The 20,864-nt window shown below is 67.3% G+C and carries 25 protein-coding genes; 17 read left to right on the top strand and 8 right to left on the bottom strand.

Translation table 11 applies throughout. From position 1 onward, the window contains the following. Positions 1–37: 37 nt before the first annotated feature. The 5 genes from ABDV78_RS16515 to ABDV78_RS16495 all read right to left on the bottom strand — a co-directional run bounded on the left by ABDV78_RS16515 (position 38) and on the right by ABDV78_RS16495 (position 5,124). A complete protein-coding gene (locus ABDV78_RS16515; protein WP_343528560.1) occupies positions 38–829 on the bottom strand; it encodes a F0F1 ATP synthase subunit A in 792 nt (263 codons plus the stop codon). Positions 830–862: 33 nt separating this feature from the next. Next, positions 863–1,180, bottom strand: coding sequence for an AtpZ/AtpI family protein (locus ABDV78_RS16510; protein WP_343528559.1), 318 nt, complete (start codon positions 1,178–1,180; stop codon positions 863–865). Positions 1,181–1,382: 202 nt separating this feature from the next. Continuing rightward, entirely contained in the window at positions 1,383–1,763 is a 381-nt protein-coding gene (locus ABDV78_RS16505; protein ID WP_343528557.1) for a YdbL family protein, read from the bottom strand. Continuing rightward, positions 1,763–1,936 carry a YnbE family lipoprotein gene (locus ABDV78_RS16500; protein WP_343528561.1) on the bottom strand — a complete coding sequence of 58 codons (174 nt, stop codon included), beginning with the start codon at positions 1,934–1,936 and terminating at the stop codon, positions 1,763–1,765. The genes ABDV78_RS16505 and ABDV78_RS16500 overlap by 1 nt, the downstream gene beginning before the upstream one ends. A gap of 44 nt (positions 1,937–1,980) precedes the next feature. Continuing rightward, entirely contained in the window at positions 1,981–5,124 is a 3,144-nt protein-coding gene (locus ABDV78_RS16495) for a YdbH domain-containing protein (RefSeq protein WP_343528556.1), read from the bottom strand. Positions 5,125–5,285: 161 nt separating this feature from the next. Between ABDV78_RS16495 and radC the strand changes: the two genes are divergently transcribed. The 9 genes from radC to ABDV78_RS16450 all read left to right on the top strand — a co-directional run bounded on the left by radC (position 5,286) and on the right by ABDV78_RS16450 (position 12,193). Beyond that, on the top strand, positions 5,286–5,987 hold the full coding sequence (radC, locus tag ABDV78_RS16490; protein ID WP_343528555.1) for a DNA repair protein RadC: 702 nt from the start codon (positions 5,286–5,288) through the stop codon (positions 5,985–5,987). 106 nt (positions 5,988–6,093) lie between these two features. Beyond that, positions 6,094–7,062: a hypothetical protein gene (locus ABDV78_RS16485; protein WP_343528554.1), complete on the top strand. Its 969-nt coding sequence runs from the start codon at positions 6,094–6,096 to the stop codon at positions 7,060–7,062. Positions 7,063–7,127: 65 nt separating this feature from the next. Further along, positions 7,128–7,703, top strand: coding sequence for an aminoacyl-tRNA hydrolase (gene pth / locus ABDV78_RS16480; RefSeq protein ID WP_343528552.1), 576 nt, complete (start codon positions 7,128–7,130; stop codon positions 7,701–7,703). Next, a complete protein-coding gene (locus tag ABDV78_RS16475; RefSeq protein ID WP_343528551.1) occupies positions 7,700–8,302 on the top strand; it encodes a TIGR02466 family protein in 603 nt (200 codons plus the stop codon). The genes pth and ABDV78_RS16475 overlap by 4 nt, the downstream gene beginning before the upstream one ends. A gap of 156 nt (positions 8,303–8,458) precedes the next feature. Beyond that, complete coding sequence (locus ABDV78_RS16470) at positions 8,459–8,653, top strand: hypothetical protein (protein ID WP_343528549.1); 195 nt, start codon at positions 8,459–8,461, stop codon at positions 8,651–8,653. A 94-nt stretch (positions 8,654–8,747) separates the two neighbouring features. Beyond that, the gene (ychF, locus tag ABDV78_RS16465; protein ID WP_343528548.1) at positions 8,748–9,848 is read left to right on the top strand and encodes a redox-regulated ATPase YchF; all 1,101 of its coding nucleotides are present in this window, start codon (positions 8,748–8,750) and stop codon (positions 9,846–9,848) included. A gap of 80 nt (positions 9,849–9,928) precedes the next feature. Further along, positions 9,929–10,321: a BLUF domain-containing protein gene (locus tag ABDV78_RS16460; protein WP_343528547.1), complete on the top strand. Its 393-nt coding sequence runs from the start codon at positions 9,929–9,931 to the stop codon at positions 10,319–10,321. 103 nt (positions 10,322–10,424) lie between these two features. Continuing rightward, complete coding sequence (locus ABDV78_RS16455; RefSeq protein WP_343528546.1) at positions 10,425–11,747, top strand: ectonucleotide pyrophosphatase/phosphodiesterase; 1,323 nt, start codon at positions 10,425–10,427, stop codon at positions 11,745–11,747. Beyond that, the gene (locus ABDV78_RS16450; RefSeq protein ID WP_343528545.1) at positions 11,744–12,193 is read left to right on the top strand and encodes a MaoC family dehydratase; all 450 of its coding nucleotides are present in this window, start codon (positions 11,744–11,746) and stop codon (positions 12,191–12,193) included. The genes ABDV78_RS16455 and ABDV78_RS16450 overlap by 4 nt, the downstream gene beginning before the upstream one ends. A 13-nt stretch (positions 12,194–12,206) precedes the next feature. Here the strand turns inward: ABDV78_RS16450 and ABDV78_RS16445 are convergent, their stop codons facing one another. Then, a complete protein-coding gene (locus ABDV78_RS16445; RefSeq protein WP_343528544.1) occupies positions 12,207–12,716 on the bottom strand; it encodes a hypothetical protein in 510 nt (169 codons plus the stop codon). 322 nt (positions 12,717–13,038) lie between these two features. Here ABDV78_RS16445 and petA point away from each other — a divergent pair, with 322 nt between their 5' ends. The 7 genes from petA (at position 13,039) to ABDV78_RS16410 (ending at position 18,397) form a co-directional block, all read left to right on the top strand. Further along, positions 13,039–13,632, top strand: coding sequence for a ubiquinol-cytochrome c reductase iron-sulfur subunit (gene petA / locus ABDV78_RS16440; RefSeq protein ID WP_343528543.1), 594 nt, complete (start codon positions 13,039–13,041; stop codon positions 13,630–13,632). 15 nt (positions 13,633–13,647) lie between these two features. Continuing rightward, positions 13,648–14,931, top strand: a complete 1,284-nt coding sequence (locus ABDV78_RS16435; RefSeq protein ID WP_343528542.1) for a cytochrome b/b6 — start codon at positions 13,648–13,650, stop codon at positions 14,929–14,931. Between the two features lie 25 nt (positions 14,932–14,956). Next, on the top strand, positions 14,957–15,805 hold the full coding sequence (locus tag ABDV78_RS16430; RefSeq protein ID WP_343528541.1) for a cytochrome c1: 849 nt from the start codon (positions 14,957–14,959) through the stop codon (positions 15,803–15,805). 94 nt (positions 15,806–15,899) lie between these two features. Further along, on the top strand, positions 15,900–16,448 hold the full coding sequence (locus ABDV78_RS16425) for an adenine phosphoribosyltransferase (RefSeq protein ID WP_343528540.1): 549 nt from the start codon (positions 15,900–15,902) through the stop codon (positions 16,446–16,448). Beyond that, the gene (locus ABDV78_RS16420; protein WP_343528538.1) at positions 16,448–16,903 is read left to right on the top strand and encodes a TrmH family RNA methyltransferase; all 456 of its coding nucleotides are present in this window, start codon (positions 16,448–16,450) and stop codon (positions 16,901–16,903) included. The genes ABDV78_RS16425 and ABDV78_RS16420 overlap by 1 nt, the downstream gene beginning before the upstream one ends. Before the next feature lie 34 nt (positions 16,904–16,937). Continuing rightward, positions 16,938–17,798 (top strand): oxygen-dependent coproporphyrinogen oxidase, encoded by an 861-nt coding sequence (hemF, locus tag ABDV78_RS16415; RefSeq protein ID WP_343528537.1) that lies wholly within the window; start codon positions 16,938–16,940, stop codon positions 17,796–17,798. A 5-nt stretch (positions 17,799–17,803) separates the two neighbouring features. Then, complete coding sequence (locus ABDV78_RS16410; protein WP_343528536.1) at positions 17,804–18,397, top strand: GNAT family N-acetyltransferase; 594 nt, start codon at positions 17,804–17,806, stop codon at positions 18,395–18,397. Here ABDV78_RS16410 and ABDV78_RS16405 read toward each other — a convergent pair. Together ABDV78_RS16405 and ABDV78_RS16400 are read right to left on the bottom strand one after the other, a co-directional pair. After that, positions 18,367–19,134 (bottom strand): hypothetical protein, encoded by a 768-nt coding sequence (locus tag ABDV78_RS16405; protein ID WP_343528535.1) that lies wholly within the window; start codon positions 19,132–19,134, stop codon positions 18,367–18,369. The genes ABDV78_RS16410 and ABDV78_RS16405 overlap by 31 nt on opposite strands. Further along, positions 19,131–19,979 (bottom strand): hypothetical protein, encoded by an 849-nt coding sequence (locus tag ABDV78_RS16400; protein ID WP_343528534.1) that lies wholly within the window; start codon positions 19,977–19,979, stop codon positions 19,131–19,133. Before ABDV78_RS16400 ends, ABDV78_RS16405 begins: the two co-directional genes overlap by 4 nt. Positions 19,980–20,129: 150 nt before the next feature. Between ABDV78_RS16400 and lipB the strand changes: the two genes are divergently transcribed. Then, entirely contained in the window at positions 20,130–20,855 is a 726-nt protein-coding gene (lipB, locus tag ABDV78_RS16395; RefSeq protein ID WP_343528533.1) for a lipoyl(octanoyl) transferase LipB, read from the top strand. Positions 20,856–20,864: the final 9 nt, after the last annotated feature.

Below are 20,864 nucleotides of genomic sequence, written 5' to 3'. Positions count from 1 at the left end.
GTGCGGCGAGGCCGCCCGCCCGGTCCGGCTCCCCGGATCAGTGCAGGTTGACCGCGTCGTTCAGATAGACCGAGGTCAGCAGCGCGAAGACATAGGCCTGGATCGCGGCGACCAGCAGTTCGAGAAGCGTGATGCCGATCATCAGCAGGAAGCTCGGCAGGGTGATGAGCGCGGCGTAACCGGGGCCCATGTTGATGCCGTTGATGACGAAGGCGGCAAGAACCTTCAGCAGGATGTGCCCCGCGGTCATCGCGACGAACAGTCGCAGACCCAGCGAGAAGGGGCGCACCAGGAAGCTCATCAGCTCGACCACGAAGATCAGCGGAATCATCAGCTTGGGCGTGCCGTGCGGCACGAACAGCGCGAAGAAATGGAAGCCGTGACGGCCGAAACCGACGATCAGCACGATCGCGAACGAGATCAGCGCGAGCACGCCGGTCACGGTCACATGGCTGGTCACGGTGAACGGATGGACACCCGGCACAACGCCGAAGGGCAGCAGGCCCAGCACATTGGCGAACAGGATGAACATGAACAGCGAGAAGACATAGGGCAGGAAGCGCTTACCCTCCGGCCCGATATTCGACGTCAGCATCGAATTGACGAAGCCGGTGAAGCCCTCGACGGCCGCCTGCCAGCGGCCGGGGACCAGATCGCGCTTCATCCCGCCGATCATGAAGATCCACAGCGCGACCAGCGTCGCCACCATCCACAAAGCGGAATTGGTGAAGGAAAGGTCGTAGCCGCCGACCACCCAATGCCGACCGAGCACCGGCTCGATCAGGAACTGGTGCATCGGATCAATCTTGCCGCCCGATTCTGCCGCCACGCTGCTTCGTTCCCACATATGACGAACGCCCGGTTACTCCGGGCGTTCGCCAGAAATCCGAATGATCTGCCTGAACGCCACGCCGATCCCGAGGAACAGCATCACGATCAGGGCCCAGGGTGCGGTGCCGAACCAGCGGTCGAAGAGCCAGCCGATCAACGCACTTCCGACGAGACTTCCGATCAGCGCGGAGATGACGCGACTGCCCTGGGAATAACCCCTGTCGGCATCCACCTTCACCCCTTGCCGCGATGCTTCGTCCGCTCGCGCCCTGGCCAGGCGCTGGTCCAGCGCCGCCAGACGCGGATCACCCGCATCGTCAAAGTCCCGTCCGGGCTCTATCTCCGCCACGCAGCCACCCTCACCTGTTTTCGTCACCGAAGGGGAGAATGCGCGCGAACGGCGAGCGACCCCGCCAAGGCGAGGCCCGTTTAGAAAGCACCTATCGCCAAGTCAACCGCTTGGGGATGAGCTTGTGACAGATGTGTTAAGCATTGTTGCCGATCGGGGACAGCCCCTTCCTTTTTTTCACGCCCCAAGAACGAACGCGGCCTTAAACACAGGCCGGCGCGCGCTCCGGCGGGGCCGAGGTCCGCGTCTTCCACACACCTTCCGGCGTCTTGTACTTCTCGCCCGACGCGGTCTGCGCAATCAGGTTGCAGCCGCTGGTGAAGGCCATCTGTTCCACGGTCGCGCCGCTGGCCTGCGCCTTTTGCGTATAGGCGGCCTTGCGCTGGATATTGATGCTGTTGACCAGGGTGCGCAGTTCAGACGTGGCGCTGCCGACGATGCCCAGATAGCCGTCGGGCTGCTCACCCACCTGGCCCGCCGCGCGCGCGGCGGCATAAGCGGGATCGCGCTGCGCTACCGCCATGCCCGACACACCCACCAGCGCGATCGCGCCGAGCGCCATGATGATCGTCTTCGTCTTCATCAGAATATCCCCGGATTCTGCTGGATCAGCGATTTGGCCTCGCCATCCAGGCGATATACCACTTCCTGCGTCACATTGATGTTCAGATTGATCTCGATCGGCTTTTCGGGCGCGGAGATGTTGACACACCCCCCGCTCAGCATGGTCAAAGCGACCGGCATCCATCGTGTCATCCCAAAGATCGGCATTCTGTCCGGCATTTTCAATCCTGTCAGGGTCATGGCACGGTCTCGCTTGCGCTGGGCTGAATAGGGCGCGGAACGGAGGGCTGGACGGGAGGCGCGGTACGCTTGTTCTGCTCCTCCAGCAGGGCGGGCAGGTTGCGCGCGATCAGGCGTCGGGGATCGTAAAAGGATTGCGCCGAATCGAGCAGGCTGCGGAAAGGCGCCTTGATCCGCACATTGAAGACGATGGGCAGCCGCTGGAGCCGCCGGATCAGGAAGTTGGACTTGGCCCCCTTGCCCTGGCTGATGCCCGCAAAGCGCACCGCCGTCACCATGTCGCCCGCCAGCGAGCCGTTGAGGTCGATGGTGAGCGAGCGATAGTCGAGCGAGCGCAGCGCCCCGAAGGCCAGATTCCCCCAGAAGCCCAGATCCTTCTGCGTCAGTTCGCCCAGATAGGCGATGCTGCCCCCGCCCGGCCGCACGGCCAGGCGACCGCCCTCGATCCGGCCGCCGCGTTCGTCGAAGACCATCGGCAGGGTGCCGTCGAAGACGCCCGTGGCGTTCAGATTCTGGAAGTCGAACTGGAGCAGGAACTGGTCAGCGGCGGCCCCCTCGACATGGAAGGTCATGCGCCGCTCGACCGGCTGCGAGAAATCGAGCAGAGTCGGGTCGAGGGTCAGGGTGCCGCCCGCAAAGGGCCAGTACCCGCTCTCCACCTTGATGCGGGTGCCGGACAAGCTCTGGTAGCGAATGACGCCGTTCGTCACCTGAATGCCCGGATTGATCGTGCGGATCGTCACCACCTGCCCGGGCGCGCTTTCGAGCGCGAGCAGGTCGGTGAAATGGATCGTGCCCGCGATCCCGGTGACCGGGCCGACGGCGGCGGCGAGGTCGACATTCTCCGTCCCGAACGTCCCGCTCGACCGCACGCCATCGCCGTCCCACGCGATCCGCCCGCGGCCCGACACGGTGCCGATCACATCCTCGATCACGCCATTGGTCACCGGGGTCAGCAGGGCGGGCTGAAATTCCTTGGTGAAGGCGATGCCGGGCACGGTCAGGTCGGCGGCCCCCGCCCCCCGATCCAGCGCATGATCGATCCGCAGGTCGGCGACCTTCACGCCCCGCGTCGGCTCGAACAGCGTGCCGGTCGCGTCGATCCGGCTGCCCGCCAGCGTCAACACGACCCCGCGCGCCGCCATCGGCAGGAAGCGCGGTGCTTCGGCGCGGGCGTCGCGGACCATGAGGGCCCCGTTCAGCGTCAACATGCCCCCGGCCAGCCGCCAGTCGCCGTCCGCCTGGCCGAGGAGCAGCGGCACCTGACCGATCTGCCCCGCCCCGCCCATGAAGCGGCCCACCAGCCCCTCCGGCGTGATCTGGCCGCCAAGGGTGGCGGCATCGATCCGCGTGGACGATTCGGGGCGGCCAATGCGGCTCTCGACGCCGGTGAGGGTGAAGCGACGATCGGCCAGTGCGAATTCCGCCGTCGCCGCCGACAGGGCGAGCGGACTTGCGCCTATCTGTCCCGATAATCGCGTCGGCCCCAGCCGCGCGCCGCCGCCGACCCGATCGCCGTCCAGCCGGACCAGCGCGCCGTCCAGCGGACAGAGCCGCGTCGCCACCCGGTCCAGCCGCAGCCCCGACACGACCAGCCGGTCGATCGCCAGCGGCCGGCAATCCGGGTTGACCCGCAGCCGCCGCCCACCGTCCCAGCGGATCGCGACCGGCAGGACCAGCCCGTCGATCCGTCCCCCGCTGACCGGCCCCGACAAAGCGAGCCGGGTCGTGACCTCGGTCTCGCCATTCGCCGCCGCCTGGAACACCATCCGGTCGAAGGCGAGCGCGGCGCCCCCGGCCGCATAGCGCGCCATCTCGGCGGTGCCGCGAATCGGCGCGCCGGGGGCATCCTGGCGCAGGGTCGCGCGCAAGCCGGGCAGTCCACCGCCGCGCATCGCCAGCCGGGTGTCGATGCGCAGGCCATGGGTGTCATAGGTCAGCCCCGTACCCTCGGCAAAGGCGAGTTGCCCACCGCTGGCCGCCGCGAGCGTCAGGCGCGGCACCCGGATCGCGAAGCCCGGTCCGCGCGGCCCCCTGTCGTTGTCGATGGCCAGCGCGAGGTCGGCGGCGAATCGGCGGCTGCTTTGCCGGACGGCATCGGTCATGGCGCGGACCACGGGACCGACCGGCGTGCCCTGAGCCGCCGCCGCCCATCCGTCCAGCCGGGCGAGCGACGCGGGTGCGACCCGCGCGCCACCCAGTTGCGCCCGACCGTCGAACCGGGTCGCCTGGCCGATCAGATAGCGGCCCGCGATCATCACCCGATCCGCCCGGCCGGATCGCGCCGCGACATTGCGCGCGGCCAGATGAAGCTGGCCGGACGTCCCCTTGGCATCGCCCGAGAAATCCGCTTGTCCCTCGATCGCGGCGGCGGCCAGCACGGGATGGCGGATCGCCCCGCTGCCTATGGTCGCGCGCCCCTGCCAATGGTCGAGCGCGGGCGCGAAGGTCGCATCGACCCGCGCCGCCAGATCGGCGACGGCCACGTCGCCACAGCGCAGCGCCGCCAATCGCAGCGGCCCGGTCAGCGTCGGACGCTCGCGCACGATCCGCACGCGCAAGGGTGCGGCCAGCCCGCGCGCCACGCAATCGCCCATCACCAGCCGGGGCGCGACCGCCGCCAGCCGCCCGGTAAAGCCGTCGTTCAATACCCCCTGCCCCGACACGCTCAGCCCGACCGGCCCATGCGGCGTGTCCAGGCGGATGCGCCCATCCTCCACCACGACATCGAGCGCGGGGAGCGCAAAGGGCTTGCCCGAGGACGGCCCCATCAGCCGGTCGATCACGCCCAGGCTGACCCGCCCCTCGACCAGCCGCCCGCGCAGGCGCACCTTGCCTGCCCGAATGCCGGTCACCACCGGCCCGGACAGGGTCATGCGGGTGCGGGTTTCCAGCCAGTCGGCGATCAGGTCGGGGCGATGCGGATCGCCGATGACGACATGGGTCAGCCTTTGCCGCCCCAGCCCCAGATCGGAGATTTTGTAACGTGCCGGAACGCCCCGCCGCGACAATTCGCGGTCGATGAGATCGCCCGCCAGCGGCTTGCGCTCCAGCCACAAGGCGATCAGCGCGACGAGCAGGATCAGGGCAATGGCGATGGCGATGCGCTGTAGCCGCCGGAACCGCCTGACGGGGCTCACGGGCGTTCGGACCTCCTCGTTCGCGCCCTCCACCCCGATACCACTCCCCGGTAAACTGACCCATGTCATAGACACGCGGCCTTGCCGCACGCAATCGCACGAAGGCCCGCGACAGTTCCCGCCGCCCATCCTATGCTGGTTCCGCAGGGGGGAAACTGGGCATGGGCGGGGAGACGGTCGGGGACGGTCAGGATCGCACGAGCGATCATGTCGGGCACCGCGCGCGATTGCGCGACCGCTTGTTGGAAGGGGGCGGATTGCTCGATCATGAACTGATCGAATATCTGCTGATGACCGCCATTCCCCGCCGCGACACCAAACCGATCGCCAAGGCGCTGCTGCGCGAGTTCCACGATATCGGCGGCGTCCTGACCGCCGACCCGATCGCGCTGCAACGCGTCGACGGCGTGGGCGAGACGGCGGCGGCGACGCTGCGCATCGTCCAGGCCTGCGCGCTGCGGCTGGTCCAGGCGGAGGCGATGAAGCGGCCGGTCCTGTCCAACTGGCAGGCGCTGCTCGACTATCTCCATGCCGACATGGCGCATCACGGGGTGGAACGATTCCGGGTGCTGCACCTCAACACCCGCAACATGCTGATCCGCGACGAGCTGATGGGACAGGGATCGATCGATCAGGCCCCGGTCTATATCCGGGAGGTGATTCGTCGGGCGATCGACTTCGGCTCGGCGGCGTTGATCCTGGTACACAACCACCCCAGCGGCGACCCCTCCCCCAGTCGCGCCGATATCGACGTCACCCGCGCGATCGCGGAGGCCGGAAAAAGGCTGGGCATCACCGTGCACGACCACCTGATCATCGGTACCTCGGGCCATGTCAGCCTGCGCGCGCAGGGCCTGATCTAGCGCGTCCGGCGAACAGGCGATGCGACAGTCAAGCGCATGAAATCGGACCATATTGGCCCCACCACTCGCTTGTCATCGCCAATGCCCTGCCGCATAGCGCGCGCATATGTCCGCGCGTACCCTGCCCTTCACCTGTCGGATCGTCGACCGGCTGCTGCGCCGGACCCGAATGATGGCGCACATGCGCGAGGCGCGGCGCGTGCTCGCCATGCCGCCGATCGTCCCCCCGGACGATGGGGTGGTGATCCTGTCGATGATCGGCACGCGCACCGTCCTTCCCTATCTGGTGGCGGTCAAATCCTTCCACCATCGCCTGCGCATGGGGCGGATCGTCCTGATCGACGACGGCAGCCTGACCGAAGCCGACAGGCGGACGCTGGCGCGCCATTGCGGACAGCCCCGGATCATCCCGATCTCCACCGTCGATACCGGCGAATGCCCGCGCGGCGGCACCTGGGAAAGACTGCTCACCCTGCTCGACCTGCGCCGTGACGCCTATGTGATCCAGCTCGATTCGGACACGCTGACCCTCGCCGAAATGCCGGAGGTGCGCGCCGCGATCGCCGACAATCGCAATTTCATCCTGCTCGGCGCCCCCGACAGCGAGGTGATGGGCATTCAGCGCCTGCCCGATTTCGTCCGCTGGAAATATCCTGACGGACCGATCGATCCCCCCGCGCATATGCAGGCGGTGATCGAATCGCGCTTTGGCGGCTATCCCGAGGCGGATCGTCATTCCTATGTCAGGGCATCATCGGGATTCGCCGGATTCGCGCGCGGCGGCCCCAGCGGCCGGGCGGAGGCGGCGACCTTCTCCCGCCATGTGCAGGCGCTGGTCGGGGCGGAAATCTGGACCCGATGGGGCAGCGAGCAGATCACCTCCAACTTCCTGCTCTCCAACGAGCCGGAAAGCCGGCTTCTGCCCTATGCCCTCTATAGCAATTACTGGCGCCTGCCCGTGACCGGGGACGAACGGCTGGTCCATTTCGTCGGCACGCATCGTTATTCCGACTCGGTCTATCGCGGGATGACAAGGCGGGCGATCGACATGCTGATGCAGGCTGACGCGAAATAGCGCTTTGTGCCCCCTGCGCCCCCGATGCTAGGGGCCTGGGCAGATAGGCGAATGAGGAACACCACATGCAGGTCTGGACCGGGTTGGGCAATCCGGGGCCGCAATATGCGATGCACCGCCACAATGTCGGCTTCATGGCGATGGACGCCATCGCCGAGGTGCACGACTTCGCCCCCGTGAAGAAGCAGTTCCAGGGCTGGACCCAGGAAGGCCGCATCGGGGGGCAGAAGATCCTGCTGCTCAAGCCCGCGACCTTCATGAACGAGAGCGGCCGCAGCGTCGGCGAGGCGCTGCGCTTCTACAAGCTGGGGGTCGAGGCGCTGACCGTCTTCCACGACGAACTCGACCTCGCTCCGTTCCGCGTGAAGGTGAAGACCGGCGGCGGCACGGCGGGGCATAACGGCCTGCGCTCGATCGACCAGCATCTGGGGCCGGATTTCCGGCGGGTACGGCTGGGCATCGGCCATCCGGGGCATAAGGACCGGGTGACCGGCTATGTGCTGGGCAATTACGCCAAGGCGGAGATCGAGCCGCTGTCCGATCTGCTCGGCGCGCTGGCGGCGGAGGCGCGCTGGCTGGCGGAGGGCGACGATGTGCGCTTCGTCAACGATGTGGCCCTGCGGATGGGGGATGTGGCATGAGCGTGCGGCGTCTCTTCGCTTCGCTCCTCTATGAGGGGCAGTTGGACGATGCGGACCTGCTGGAGGAAATTGAGCAGAGTTGCTGGGCGCTGGCCGAGGACGACCGCGCCGGGCGGCGCTGGTCCAGGGAGCATGGCTATCGCGGCTATACCAGCTATGCCTCGCTGAACGATCTGCCGATCCGCGACCCGGTGTTCGCGGACCTGCGCAAGAAGCTCGACCGCCATGTCGCGCGCTTCGCCGAGGAATGCGCCTTCGACCTGGGCGGTCGCAAGCTGAAGCTCGACAGCCTGTGGGTCAATGTCCTGAAGCCGGGCGGGCATCACTCGGCGCATATCCACCCCCATTCGGTGGTGTCGGGCACGCTCTATGTCTCCATGCCCGCCGGGTCGGGCGCATTGAAGCTGGAGGACCCGCGCCTGCCGATGCTGATGGCCGCGCCGCCGCGCCGCCCCGATGCGCCGGACGATCTGGCGACCTTCGCCACCGCCACGCCCCAGCCGGGGACGGTGCTGCTATGGGAAAGCTGGCTGCGGCACGAGGTGGTGCCCAACGGCGCCAAGGGCGAACGGATCAGCGTCAGCTTCAACTATCGATAGGAACGCGCGCGACGATACGCGCCGCACCCGCGACAAGCCGAAAGGTTCCGACCGTTCATCGACAGCGAGGGGCGCTTCGCCGCGCCGATATCGTGCCGTTAACGTATCTGGGTTAATGCGAAATCGATCGCACCCCAAGACCGGACGTTTACCCCGATGCTCGAATTCGCCGTCTTCACCTTCGGCATGCTGGCCAGTTTCGTCCTGTCGGGCCTTGGTCGGAACCGGAAGGCGCAGCGCGCCAATCCGCCGATGCTCCATTATATGGGCCTGGTGCTGATGGGCTTTTCGGGCGCGCTGGGCGTGTTGCTGCTCGGCTGGGCCGCCGCGATGATGGTCGGGATCGCCTGACCGGGGGCCGGAAGCCCGGTCCCACCATCGGTTGAGAAATATCGCCATCGTCGCTAGAGGGGCGCTTTCCCCTTTCCAGTAGGATAAGCGACGCATGGGTTTCCGCTGCGGCATCGTCGGCCTGCCGAATGTCGGCAAGTCCACCCTCTTCAATGCGCTGACCGAAACGGCGGCGGCGCAGGCCGCCAATTATCCGTTCTGCACGATCGAGCCGAATGTCGGCAACGTCGCGGTCCCCGATCCGCGCCTCTATCAGCTCGCCGAGGTCGCCGGGTCCGCCAAGATCATCGAGACGCAGCTCGCCTTTGTCGACATCGCCGGTCTCGTGCGCGGCGCGTCCAAGGGCGAGGGGCTGGGCAACCAGTTCCTGGGCAATATCCGCGAGGTGGACGCGATCGTCCATGTCCTGCGCTGCTTCGAGGACGGCGACGTGACTCACGTCGAGGGCAAGGTCGACCCCATCGCCGATGCCGAGACGGTCGAAACCGAACTGATGCTCTCCGACCTGGAAAGCCTGGAAAAGCGCGTGCCCGCCTTCATCAAGAAGGGCCAGCAGGGCGACAAGGAAGCCAAGATCGCCGCGTCGGTGCTGGGCCAGACGCTCGACCTGCTGCGCGAGGGCAAGCCCGCCCGCCTGACCAAGCCCAAGGATGACGAGGAAGCGCGGGTCTTCTCGCAGGCTCAGTTGCTGACCGCCAAGCCGGTCCTCTATGTCTGCAACGTCGAGGAGGCGAACGCCGCCAACGGCAACGCACATTCGGCGCGGGTGTTCGAGAAGGCCGCCGCCGAGGGTGCGCAGGCCGTCGTCGTGTCGGCGGCGATCGAGGCCGACATCGCGACCATGCCGCCGGAGGATCGCGGCGAGTTCCTGTCCGAGCTGGGCCTGTCCGAAACCGGCCTGGCCCGCGTGATCCGCGCCGGTTACGCGCTGCTCGACCTGCTCACCTTCTTCACCGTGGGTCCGAAGGAGGCGCGCGCCTGGACCGTCCATCGCGGCGCCAAGGCACCACAGGCGGCCGGTGAGATCCATAGCGATTTCGAACGCGGCTTCATCCGCGCCGAGACCATCGCCTTCCCCGACTATATCGCGTTCAAGGGCGAAGCGGGCGCGCGCGACGCGGGCAAGCTGCGCGCGGAAGGCAAGGACTATGTCGTCCAGGACGGCGATGTGATGCTGTTCCGCTTCAACGTCTGATCCCCAAAGCGCCGGGCGTGTTCCGAAGCGCCCGGCACATTGGCCCTTGCCGCAGACATTTATCGCGATAAATGCCTGCTATGATCTGCGTCAATCCGCTCCGTCGCATCATCTACTGCAGCCGCGCGGTCGCCGGAACCGGACGCGACGATCACCAGGCGATCCTCAACGTCTCGCGCCGCAACAACGGGATGGACGGGATTTCGGGCATATTGTGGATCGAGCAGGGCCGTTACCTGCAACTGATCGAGGGTCCTGTCGACAGCGTCGGCGACGCGTTCGAACGGATCAAGCGCGATACCCGCCACACCGACATCCACATCCTGGACGACCGGATGACCGACTCGCCGGAATTCGGCGACTGGGCGATGGCGGGCCTGCCCGGCGACCATCCCAAGGACGCCGCCGAGCGGCTTCGTTTCCTGCTTCGCAATACCGGGCCGGACATTCGCCACTTCTTCCCCGTCGACTGAGCCCGTCGCGCAACCTGCCGCCACGCGCACGACATGGCACGTCCGCCAAGGCTCGCCAGCGGAGCGGAGCAGCGTTATTCGAGATGCCCGAAAGGATCTCCTCGTGACCCGATTCCCCCTTTGCGCGCTTGCGCTCGCCCTGCTGGCCGGTTGCTCCTATCCCTATACGCCGCCCGCGCTGTCCCCTGTGACGGCGGCCGCGCCGGTTTCGGGTTCATCGGCCTCCCCCCTTGCCGCGGAGGCGCGGACGCCGGTCACCATCCTGGTGTCGATCGACGGGTTCCGCCCCGATTATCTGACCCGCGACCTCACCCCGAACCTGTCGCGACTGGCGGCCCAGGGCGTCAGCGCGCCGATGCGGCCATCCTTTCCGTCCAAGACCTTTCCCAATCACTGGACGCTGGTGACGGGCCTCGTTCCCGACCATCATGGCATCATCGCCAACGGCTTCACCGACGCGACGCATCCGGGCGAACGCTTCACCATGGCGTCGGACGAACCCTATTGGTGGAGCGCGGCGGAACCGATCTGGGTCACCGCCGAAAAGGCGGGCGTCCGCACGGCGACGATGTTCTGGCCGGGCTCCAATGTCGGCTGGGGCGGCACGCTTGAGCCGGGCGGTCATCACCAGGTCGTCGGCGGCGTCCGCCCCCATGACTGGCAACAGTTCAACCAGAGCGTCAACGACCGCCAGCGGGTCGATTCGATCATCGACTGGCTCCGCCGCCCGGCCGCCGAACGCCCCAGCTTCCTGACCCTGTACTTCGACGAAGTGGACACGGCCGGGCATGAGGGCGGCCCCGACTCTCCCCAGGTCAACGCGGCGGTCGGCGCGGTCGACGCCGCGATCGGCCGGTTGCAGGCGGGCCTCGCCGCGCTGGGCCAGCCCGCCAATCTGGTCGTGGTCGCCGACCACGGCATGGCCGCGACCTCCAGCGACCGGGTCGTACCGCTCGACAGCCTGGCCGACCCCAGCGACTATGCGATGGTCGAGGATGGCCCCTATGCCACGCTGCGCGCGGTGCCGGGGCATGAACAGGCCCTGGAAAAGCGCCTGCTCGGACATCATGATCATGTCGATTGCTGGCGCAGCACCGCCATGCCCGCACGCCTCCGTTACGGTCACAACCCGCGCATCCCGCCCTATTTCTGCCTGGCGGAAGCGGGCTGGCTGATCCTGGCCAAGCGGCCCGAAAAACCCTTTGCGGGCGGGACCCATGGTTATGACAATGTCGATCCCAGCATGACCGCGCTGTTCATCGCCCAGGGCCCCGCCTTCCCGGCGGGCGTCCGGCTGGCGCCGTTCGACAATGTGGACGTGGCCCCGCTGCTGCGCGATCTGATCGGCCTGCCCGCCGGACAGGGGCTGGACGGCAGCGATGCGCCGTTCCGCCGGATTCTGAAGCGCCAGGGAGAATCGCGATGATCTGGCTGGAGGACATCAGGGTCGGCGACACCGCGCGCTTCGGCGACCATCTGGTCGAACGCGAGGAGGTGATCGCCTTCGCTACCCGCTACGACCCCCAGCCCTTCCACCTGTCGGACGAGGCCGCCGCAGCCACTCATTTCGGCCGGCTGTCGGCCAGCGGCTGGCACACCGCGTCGATGACGATGGCGATGATCGTCGCGCATTACCGCGACACGGGGTTCCAGAGCCTGGGCTCGCCCGGCCTTGACGAACTGCGCTGGCTCAAGCCGGTCTATCCGGGCGACCGGCTCCGCTGCGAAAGCGAGGTGCTGGAGGTGCGCCGATCGGTCAGCCGCCCGGAGATGGGGCTGATCGTGAACCTGCTGACGGTCTATAACCAGGACGATGCGGCGGTGATGCGCTTCCGACCCACCGTCATGATCCGAGCCCGTTCAGCCGGATAATCCGCCGCGAGGATCAGCGGGCCCCCCGTCCCCGCGGCCCGCCGCCGGGTCGCGGGCCACGCGGGCCGGGCCCGCCGCCCCGCGGGCCGCGCCAGGCATCCGCGCGCGGCGGGGCCGGAGGGCGCGCACCGACGCCGGGATTGCCCCGCCAGCCGCCCCCGCGCCAACCATCACGACCCCAGCCGCGCCACTGGTCGCGGATCGGCCCGCCACGCCACGCATTGCGCCGACCTTCCCAATAGGCCCGCTGTCCGTCGTTCCAGCGATAAGGCTGCCGATAGCGATCATAGACGTAGATGCCGGTGCCCGGATAATAAAAGTCGTTGTACCAGCCATAATAGGATGGGGCATAGCCATAGCCGTAGGGCCCGCCATAGCCGCCGCCATAATAGCCGCCCGTGCCATAGCCCGCCGACAGCCCGGTATAGCCATAGCCATCGGTGCATCCGCCCAACGCCAGCAGCCCGGCGGTCAGCGCCGCCGCCCAACTCTTCCTGCCCCAACTCTTCCCGACGAGGATCATCTTTCCTCTCCACGCCCCTGGCCCGTCACCCATTCGGAGGCGCCAGGGGGGTCGCCGTCCGTGTCCATCACCCGTCAACCGGTGCGCGTCGCCAATGTTCCTGCGCGCTTCGCCATGCACACGCCATGAACGACACCGCCGCGAAAAGGTCGGGCGGGGCGGATGGCCCCAAAGGGGATTGGCAAAACACGTGCAGCAAGGCTAACCTGATGCACCGTTCATCATGGACGGGCAAAATGGCGGCGTATGACCGGAGGAAATCCGGCACGACCGCCAGGGCGTGACCGGACGTTCATGCAAACGAGGTGGAGGGACAGGACGAATGGCGATGACGGAGAGCACCGTACCCCCCGGCGAGGCACCGGAGCCATTCGCGGAAGATGTCCATGATCCCCGCCGTCGCGACTTCATCAATATTGCCGCCGCATCCTTTGCGGGTGTCGGCGCGCTGGCGATCGTCCTGCCGCTGATCAACCAGATGAACCCGTCGGCCGACGTGCTCGCCCAGTCGACGACCGAGGTGGACCTGTCCAAGATCGAACCCGGCCAGGCGATCAAGACGAGCTTCCGCAAACAGCCGCTGTTCGTGCGCAACCTGACGCCCAAGGAAATGGCGGAGGCCGATGCGGTGCCGCTGTCCGAGCTGCGCGATCCCCAGACGCTGGAGGAGCGGACCAAGCCGGGCAAGAAGAACTGGCTGATCACGCTGGGGGTCTGCACCCATCTGGGCTGCGTACCGCTGGGCGCGGGCGAAGGCGAGAACAAGGGCCCCTATGGCGGCTATTTCTGCCCGTGCCACGGCTCGGCCTATGACACGGCCGCGCGCATCCGCAAGGGTCCGGCACCGAAGAACCTGTTTGTGCCCGATTACAAATTCGACACCGACACGACCGTCACGGTCGGCGCGGCCGCTTAAAGGGGAATCCGAGACATGAGCTTTCCCTGGGCCAAGCATTATGAACCCAAGCAGCCGGTCATGCGCTGGCTGGACGAAAAGCTGCCGCTGCCGCGCCTCGTCTATAACGCGGTGGGGGCCGGCTATCCGGTGCCGCGCAACCTGAACTATTTCTGGAATTTCGGCGTGCTGGCGGGCGCCGCACTCGCCATCCAGATCATCACCGGCGTCGTGCTGGCGATGCATTATGCCGCCAATGCGGGCGTCGCCTTCGACTCGGTCGAAAGCATCATGCGCGACGTCAATGCGGGCTGGTTCCTGCGCTATGCCCACGCCAACGGCGCCTCGATGTTCTTCATCGTCGTCTACACCCATATCTTCCGCGGCCTCTATTACGGGTCGTACAAGGCCCCGCGCGAAATGGTCTGGCTGCTCGGCGTCGTCATCTTCCTGCTGATGATGGCGACGGCCTTCATGGGCTATGTCCTTCCCTGGGGGCAGATGAGCTTCTGGGGGGCGCAGGTCATCACCGGCTTCTTCTCGGCGATCCCGCTGGTCGGCGACACGATCCGCGTCTGGCTGCTCGGCGGGTTCGCGCCGGACAATGCCGCGCTCAACCGCTTCTTCTCGCTCCATTATCTGCTGCCCTTCGTGATCGCGGGCGTCATCATCCTGCACATCTGGGCGCTGCACATCCCGGGATCGAGCAACCCGACCGGCGTCGATGTGAAGGGGGAGCAGGACACGGTGCCCTTCCACCCCTATTACACCGCCAAGGATGCGGTCGGGCTGGGCGTGTTCCTGCTGGTCTTTGCCGTGATGCTGTTCTTCTTCCCCAATTATCTGGGCCACCCGGACAATTACATTCCGGCCAACCCGCTCTCGACGCCTGCGCATATCGTACCCGAATGGTATTTCTGGCCCTTCTACGCGATCCTGCGCGCCTTCACCGCCGACTTCATCCTGCCCGCCAAGCTGTGGGGCGTGCTGGCGATGTTCGGGTCGATCCTGCTGCTGTTCTTCCTGCCATGGCTGGACAGCTCGCCGGTGCGGTCGAACAACTACCGGCCCAAGGCGCGGATCGCCTTCTGGGTGCTGGTGGTCGACGTGCTGCTGCTCGGCTGGTGCGGGGGTTCGCCCGCGACGCCCTTCTTCATCATCCTCAGCCAGATCACGGCGGCCTATTATTTCCTCCACTTCCTGGTGATCCTGCCCTGGATCGCGCGGACGGAGCGGCCCGCCCCGCTGCCCAACTCGATCACCGAAGCCGTGCTGGCCAAACATGGCGGCACCGCGCCCACCCAGTCGGCGCTCGCCTGACGCGAACCGAGAGAGGATCTAGAACATGGTTCGTGGCATCGCATTCCTGGTCGGGGCGGCCTTCACCCTGGTCCTGGCCATCGCGCTGTGGGGCAGCGTGTCGGGGCTCGTCTCCGACCCGCCCGCACCGACTGCCGAGGAGGAGTTCCACCTTCACCCCAAGCAGGCGCATCTGGCCTCGGACGGTATTTTCGGCCGCTTCGACCGCCGCCAGCTCCAGCGTGGCTTCCAAGTCTACAAGGAGGTCTGCGCGGCCTGCCACTCGCTCCGACTGGTGGCGTTCCGCGACCTGAAGGATCTGGGCTATAACGAGGCGGAGGTGAAGGCGATCGCCAACCAGTGGGTGATCGAACAGCCGAGCATCAACCCGGAGACGGGCGAGGCGACGACGCGCAAGAACGTACCCGCCGACCACTTCCCCTCGCCCTTCGCCAATGAGGTCGCGGCGCGCGCGGCCAACAACAACGCGCTGCCGCCCGACCTGTCGCTGATGACCAAGGCGCGGCATGACGGTGGCAATTACGTCTATTCGCTGGTCGGACCGGACGCCTATCGCAACCAGCCCGCCGAGCTGCTGCGCAAGTTCCCGGACATCAAGACGCCGACCGGCCTGCACTACAATCCCTATTTCGCGAACCTCAACATCGCGATGCCGCCGCCACTGACGTCGGATGGCCAGGTGCAATATACCGACGGGACGCTGGCGACCCGCGACCAGATGGCCAAGGACGTCGCCGCCTTCCTGACCTGGACCGCCGAGCCCAAGCTGGAATCGCGTCACGCCGCCGGGATCGGCGCGTTCGTCTTCATCCTGATCTTCTGCTTCCTGGCCTGGGGCGCGTATCAGAATGTCTGGCGCGACGTGAAGCATTGAGGCGGAGCGATCCGGTATGAGCGACACGGGGCGGCCTCTGATCGGAGGCCGCCCTTTTCCGTTGGGCCCCTTTACCCCCGCCCCCGCCCGGCCCATGACGACGCGCATGAGCGCCAATGACGACCTCAAAGCCCTGATCCGCACGATCCCGGACTTTCCGAAGCCCGGCATCCAGTTCCGCGACATCACCACCCTGCTGCTCGATCCCGGCGGCGTGGCGCGCACGATCGAGCGGATGGTCGCCGCCACGCGCGGCCCCGTCGATCTGGTCGCCGGGATCGAGGCGCGCGGTTTCCTGTTCGCCACCGCGCTGGCGGTGCCGCTGAAGGCGGGGGTGGTGCTGATCCGCAAGGACGGAAAGCTGCCGGGTGCCACCATCGCCGAGGATTATGCGCTGGAATATGGCCAGGACCGGATCGTCATGCATGAGGATGCGCTGGTCTCCGGCGCGCGCGTCATGCTGGTGGACGACCTGATCGCCACCGGCGGCACCGCACGCGCCGCCGTCCGACTGCTCCGCAAGGCGGGCGGCGTGGTGGAACAGGCGCAGTTCCTGGTCGACCTGCCCGACCTCGGTGGCGCGGACGCGCTGCGCAGCGACGGCATCGCGGTCGACGCGCTCGTTTCCTTTCCGGGGCACTGATGCGGCTGGCGCTTCATGAGCCCGATATCGCGGGCAATGTCGGCACGCTGATCCGCACCGCGACCTGCTTCGGCGTGGCCGTCGACCTGATCGAACCGATGGGTTTCCCCTATTCCGACCGCGCGCTCGCCCGCTCGGCGATGGACTATGCCGCGATGGCCGAAGTCGTGCGCCACGCGGACTGGAACGCCTTCCGCGCCGTGACGCCCGGCCGGATCGTGCTGGCGACCACGCTGGGCGCGATACCGCTGCCCGACATGGCATTCCGGCCCGACGATGTGATCCTGCTCGGTTCCGAGGGCGCGGGCGTGCCGTCATCGGTCCATGACGCCGCCGATATCCGCGTGCGCGTGCCGATGCGCGCGGGCGTCCGGTCGCTCAACGTCGCGATCACGGGCGGCATTCTGCTGGCCGAGGCACGCCGCCAGACGGGCTGGGACCAAATACCCCGTTGACCCCGCCCCCCGCCACCGCCCAGAAACCCGCGCCATGACCAGCCGTACTCCCGACATCGCCCTCGACGCCGAGCAGGAGGCCGCCCGCCTCTGGTTCGAGTCCCTGCGCGACCGTATCTGCGCCGCGTTCGAGGCGATCGAACGAGAGGCCGGGTCCGATGCACGCTTCGCCTACACCGCCTGGGACCGTGCCGATCCCAGCGGCGAGCCCGGCGGCGGCGGCGTGCGCGGGGTGATGAAGGGGCGCGTCTTCGAAAAGGTCGGGGTAAACGTCTCGACCGTCGGCGGCACCTTCGAGGGTCCGTTCGCGCAGACGATCCACGGCGCGGGCGATGATCCGCGCTTCGTGGCGACGGGGATCAGCCTGGTCGCGCACATGGCCAATCCGCATGTCCCCGCCGTGCACATGAACACCCGGTTCCTGTCGACCACCAAGCGCTGGTTCGGCGGCGGCGCGGACCTGAACCCGCCGCTGCCCATCGCCGAGGACACCGCCGACTTCCACGCCACGCTCCAGGCGGCCTGCGACGCGCATGATCCGGGCCATTATCCCCGGTTCAAGGCCTGGGCCGACGATTATTTCTACATTCCCCATCGCCAGGTGCATCGCGGCGTCGGCGGCATCTTCTACGATCATCTGGAAGGCGATTTCGCGGCGGATTTCGCCTTTACCCGCGATGTCGGCGAAGCGTTCCTTGACGTCTTTCCGCGCATCGTCCGGCGGCGCATGGGCCTGCCCTTCACCGAAAGCGACCGCGCGGCGATGCTGGCGTGGCGCGGGCGTTATGCCGAGTTCAACCTCGTCTATGATCGCGGCACGCTGTTCGGGCTCAAGACCGGCGGCAATATCGACGCGATCCTGATGAGCCTGCCCCCGCTGGCGACCTGGGAGTAGCCGCCATGGCGCTGACCCCCGTCGATCCGGCCGAGATCGCCACCATCGTCACCACGCTGGAGATGCGCGAGCGTCCCCGGCCACGCCCCCTGCCGGCGTCGTCGCTGGGGCTGGTTTCCTGGGCCAGCCCCGATCCGGCCAAATACCGGACGCTGTTCGCACGGGTCGGTGCGCCATGGCTGTGGTTCTCGCGACTGGTGATGGACGATGCCACTCTGACCGCGATCATCCATGATCCCGCCGTCTCGGTCTTCGCGGTGGTCGACCGGGCGGGGATCGAGGTCGGGCTGCTCGAACTCGATCATCGGCAGGGCGGCGCGTGCGAAATCGGCTATTTCGGGCTGATCCCCGAACTGGCGGGGCAGGGCCATGGCCGCTGGCTGATGGCGCAGGCGCTGATGCGCGCCTGGGTGCCGGGGGTGGAGCGGGTGTGGGTGCATACCTGCACGCTCGATCATCCCTCGGCGCTCAACTTCTATCGCAAGCAGGGCTTCGTGCCTATTTCCCGTGCGATCGAGACCTTTGCCGATCCGCGCCTGCTGGGCTTGCTGCCCGAGGATGCAGCGCCTCAGATTCCCCGGCTGGCGAGCCGCCGATAGGCCGCGGCGGCGATCAGCGCCTGCGCCACACCCGCCGCCATCGCGATCGCCGCTGCTCCGGCCTGGAGCAGCGCGACCGCGACGGGATTGCCCGGCCCGCCGCCCTTCACGGCATCGACCAGCGCCAGGAAGGGCTGCCCCGCAAGGACCCCGCCCAGATAGGTGCAGGACGCCAGCGCCGCCATCGGCAGGCCCGCGCCGCGCGTCAGGACGAAGGACCGCGAGATCGCCGCCATCGCGGGCATCTGCCGCTCGGCGAACAGCACCGGACCGACCAGCAGCAAGCGTCCCGCGATATACAGTCCCGGCAGGATGTAGAGCAGCATCCCCGCGCCCACCGGCAGCGCGACGAGCATCATCGCCAGCAGGAAACGCGGCGCCATACGGATGGCCCGACCCAAGGATTCCCCCATGGTCGGCTGGCCCATGGTCGGTTGCCCATCGCCGAACTGCATCGCCAGCAGGGCGGCCGTGCCGATCGTGCCGACCGCATAGGCCGCGACATACCAGCCGCCATAATGGCCCGCCCAGACCTGGAAACTATCCAGCCAGGCCATGGCCCTCGCCGCCCCTTGCGCCGCATCCTCGGCGGGCACGGGCATTTGCGGCACCAGCAGGCCAACCGCCAGGGCGGGCCAGAAAAGGAAGGGCGCGGTCAGCCGCACGATCAGGTCGCTGTCGCGACGAAACAGGCTCCAGGCGTCCCGCAGGGTCGCGATCACATCCAGCTTCATCACAATGACGGCGTGCCGTCCTCCGCGATGACCGGAGCGTGCCGCTCGCCGGCCGTCGCGACATAGAGGCGCGCGACGAAGACATAGGCCAGGGTCAGGAACCCGGCATTGACGATCGCTCCCGACAGGCCGACCAGCCCCAACAGGATGCCCGGCCGGTCCGGCCCCAGGATCAGCCGCAGCGCCGCCCCCGCGACTCCCTGCACCGCCAGCCCTGCGACCGAGATCACGATCAGGAACAACAGGCTGACACCGATCAAGCGCCAGGTCAGGCCACGGGTCAGCGCGAAGGACCGGCGATAGGCACCCAGCCCGCACCGCTCGTTAAGGGCGACCGCATAGGTCAGCATCAGCCGCACACCCAGCCAGATCGCGATGACGCCGAAAGCCAGAAGGTAAAAGGTCAGAAAGGCCAACACGCGGCCAGGAATGGCGGGCATCAGCGCCGGATTGCCATTGGCCGCGACCAGGGCCGCGAAATCATAATCGGTCGAAGCCAGCACGATGACCGGCACCAGCAACGCCAGACCGAGTACGAAACCCAGAACGATGGCGACGCCCAGTACCGGCAGGAAACGGTCCCTGCCCGCGCGTGCCGCATCGCCCGATGTCGTCGCGGGATGGGTCGCCAACGCCATGATCGCGAGTTGCGCCCAGATGCCGAGCACCAGACTGAGCAGCATGGCGGCCACACTGCCCCACGCAACTGCCCCCATTCCATGCATCAGCAGCAACTGGACGACGGTCGGCAGGACGAACCCGATCGCGGCGAAGGGCGCCAGCATTCCGGCCCTGCCCGCCAGCACCTGCTGGGTGCTGTCCCATACCGATCCGATCCTGACGGTCATCGTTCCTCCCTTTGCGCAACGACGAAAGCCCGCTCGTCATCACCACCGCCGTCTAGCCCAATGGCGATGGCTTTTCCATCCGCACGAAGGACTGCCTTGGTGGGAACCGGCCAGGCAAGGTCCTGGACGGGCGAGGGAATGGATCGGCCCATGCTTGCATCACCGGCCTGTCGGGCGCAGATAGCGCGCATCGTGACCGACACCGTGACTCTTCCCGATCCCGCCGCCGATATCGAATGGCGCGTCAGTGCGGGCCTGACCCCCTATCAACAATCACTGGCCGAGATGGAGGCGCGTGCCGCCGCCGTCGCGGCAGGCGAGGCGCGCGAACTGGTCTGGTTGCTCGAACATCCGCCCGTCTACACGGCGGGCACCAGCGCCGATCCGGCCGATCTGGTCGATCCGCGCTTTCCCGTGCATCAGACCGGACGTGGCGGCAAATACACCTATCACGGCCCCGGCCAGCGGACCGGCTATCTGGTGCTCGACCTGAGCAAGCGGGGGCGCGACGTCCGCCATTTCGTCCACACGCTGGAGGATTGGCTGATCGCCGCGCTCGCCCGGCTGGACGTCCATGCCTTTCGCGTCGAGGGTCGGGTGGGCATCTGGACCCGCGACGACGGACCGGAGGCGAAGATCGGCGCGATCGGCGTGCGGGTCCGCCGCTGGGTGACGCTGCACGGCTTCGCCATCAACATCGACCCCGACCTGTCCCATTTCGGGGGGATCGTCCCCTGTGGCCTCCCCGAATTCCCGGTTACCAGCCTTTCCGCGCTGAACGGCGTCAAGTCCTTGGAAACCTTTGACAAGGCACTGGCGTTCACATTTCCGGCTTTCCTCAAGACCCTTGGCATGGTCCGACAAAACGAGGCTTGAGGCGCAGGC

It is taken from the genome of Sphingomonas sp., from assembly GCF_039594485.1.
Lineage (GTDB): Bacteria > Pseudomonadota > Alphaproteobacteria > Sphingomonadales > Sphingomonadaceae > Sphingomonas.
This window is presented reverse-complemented; position numbering and strand designations above follow the sequence as displayed.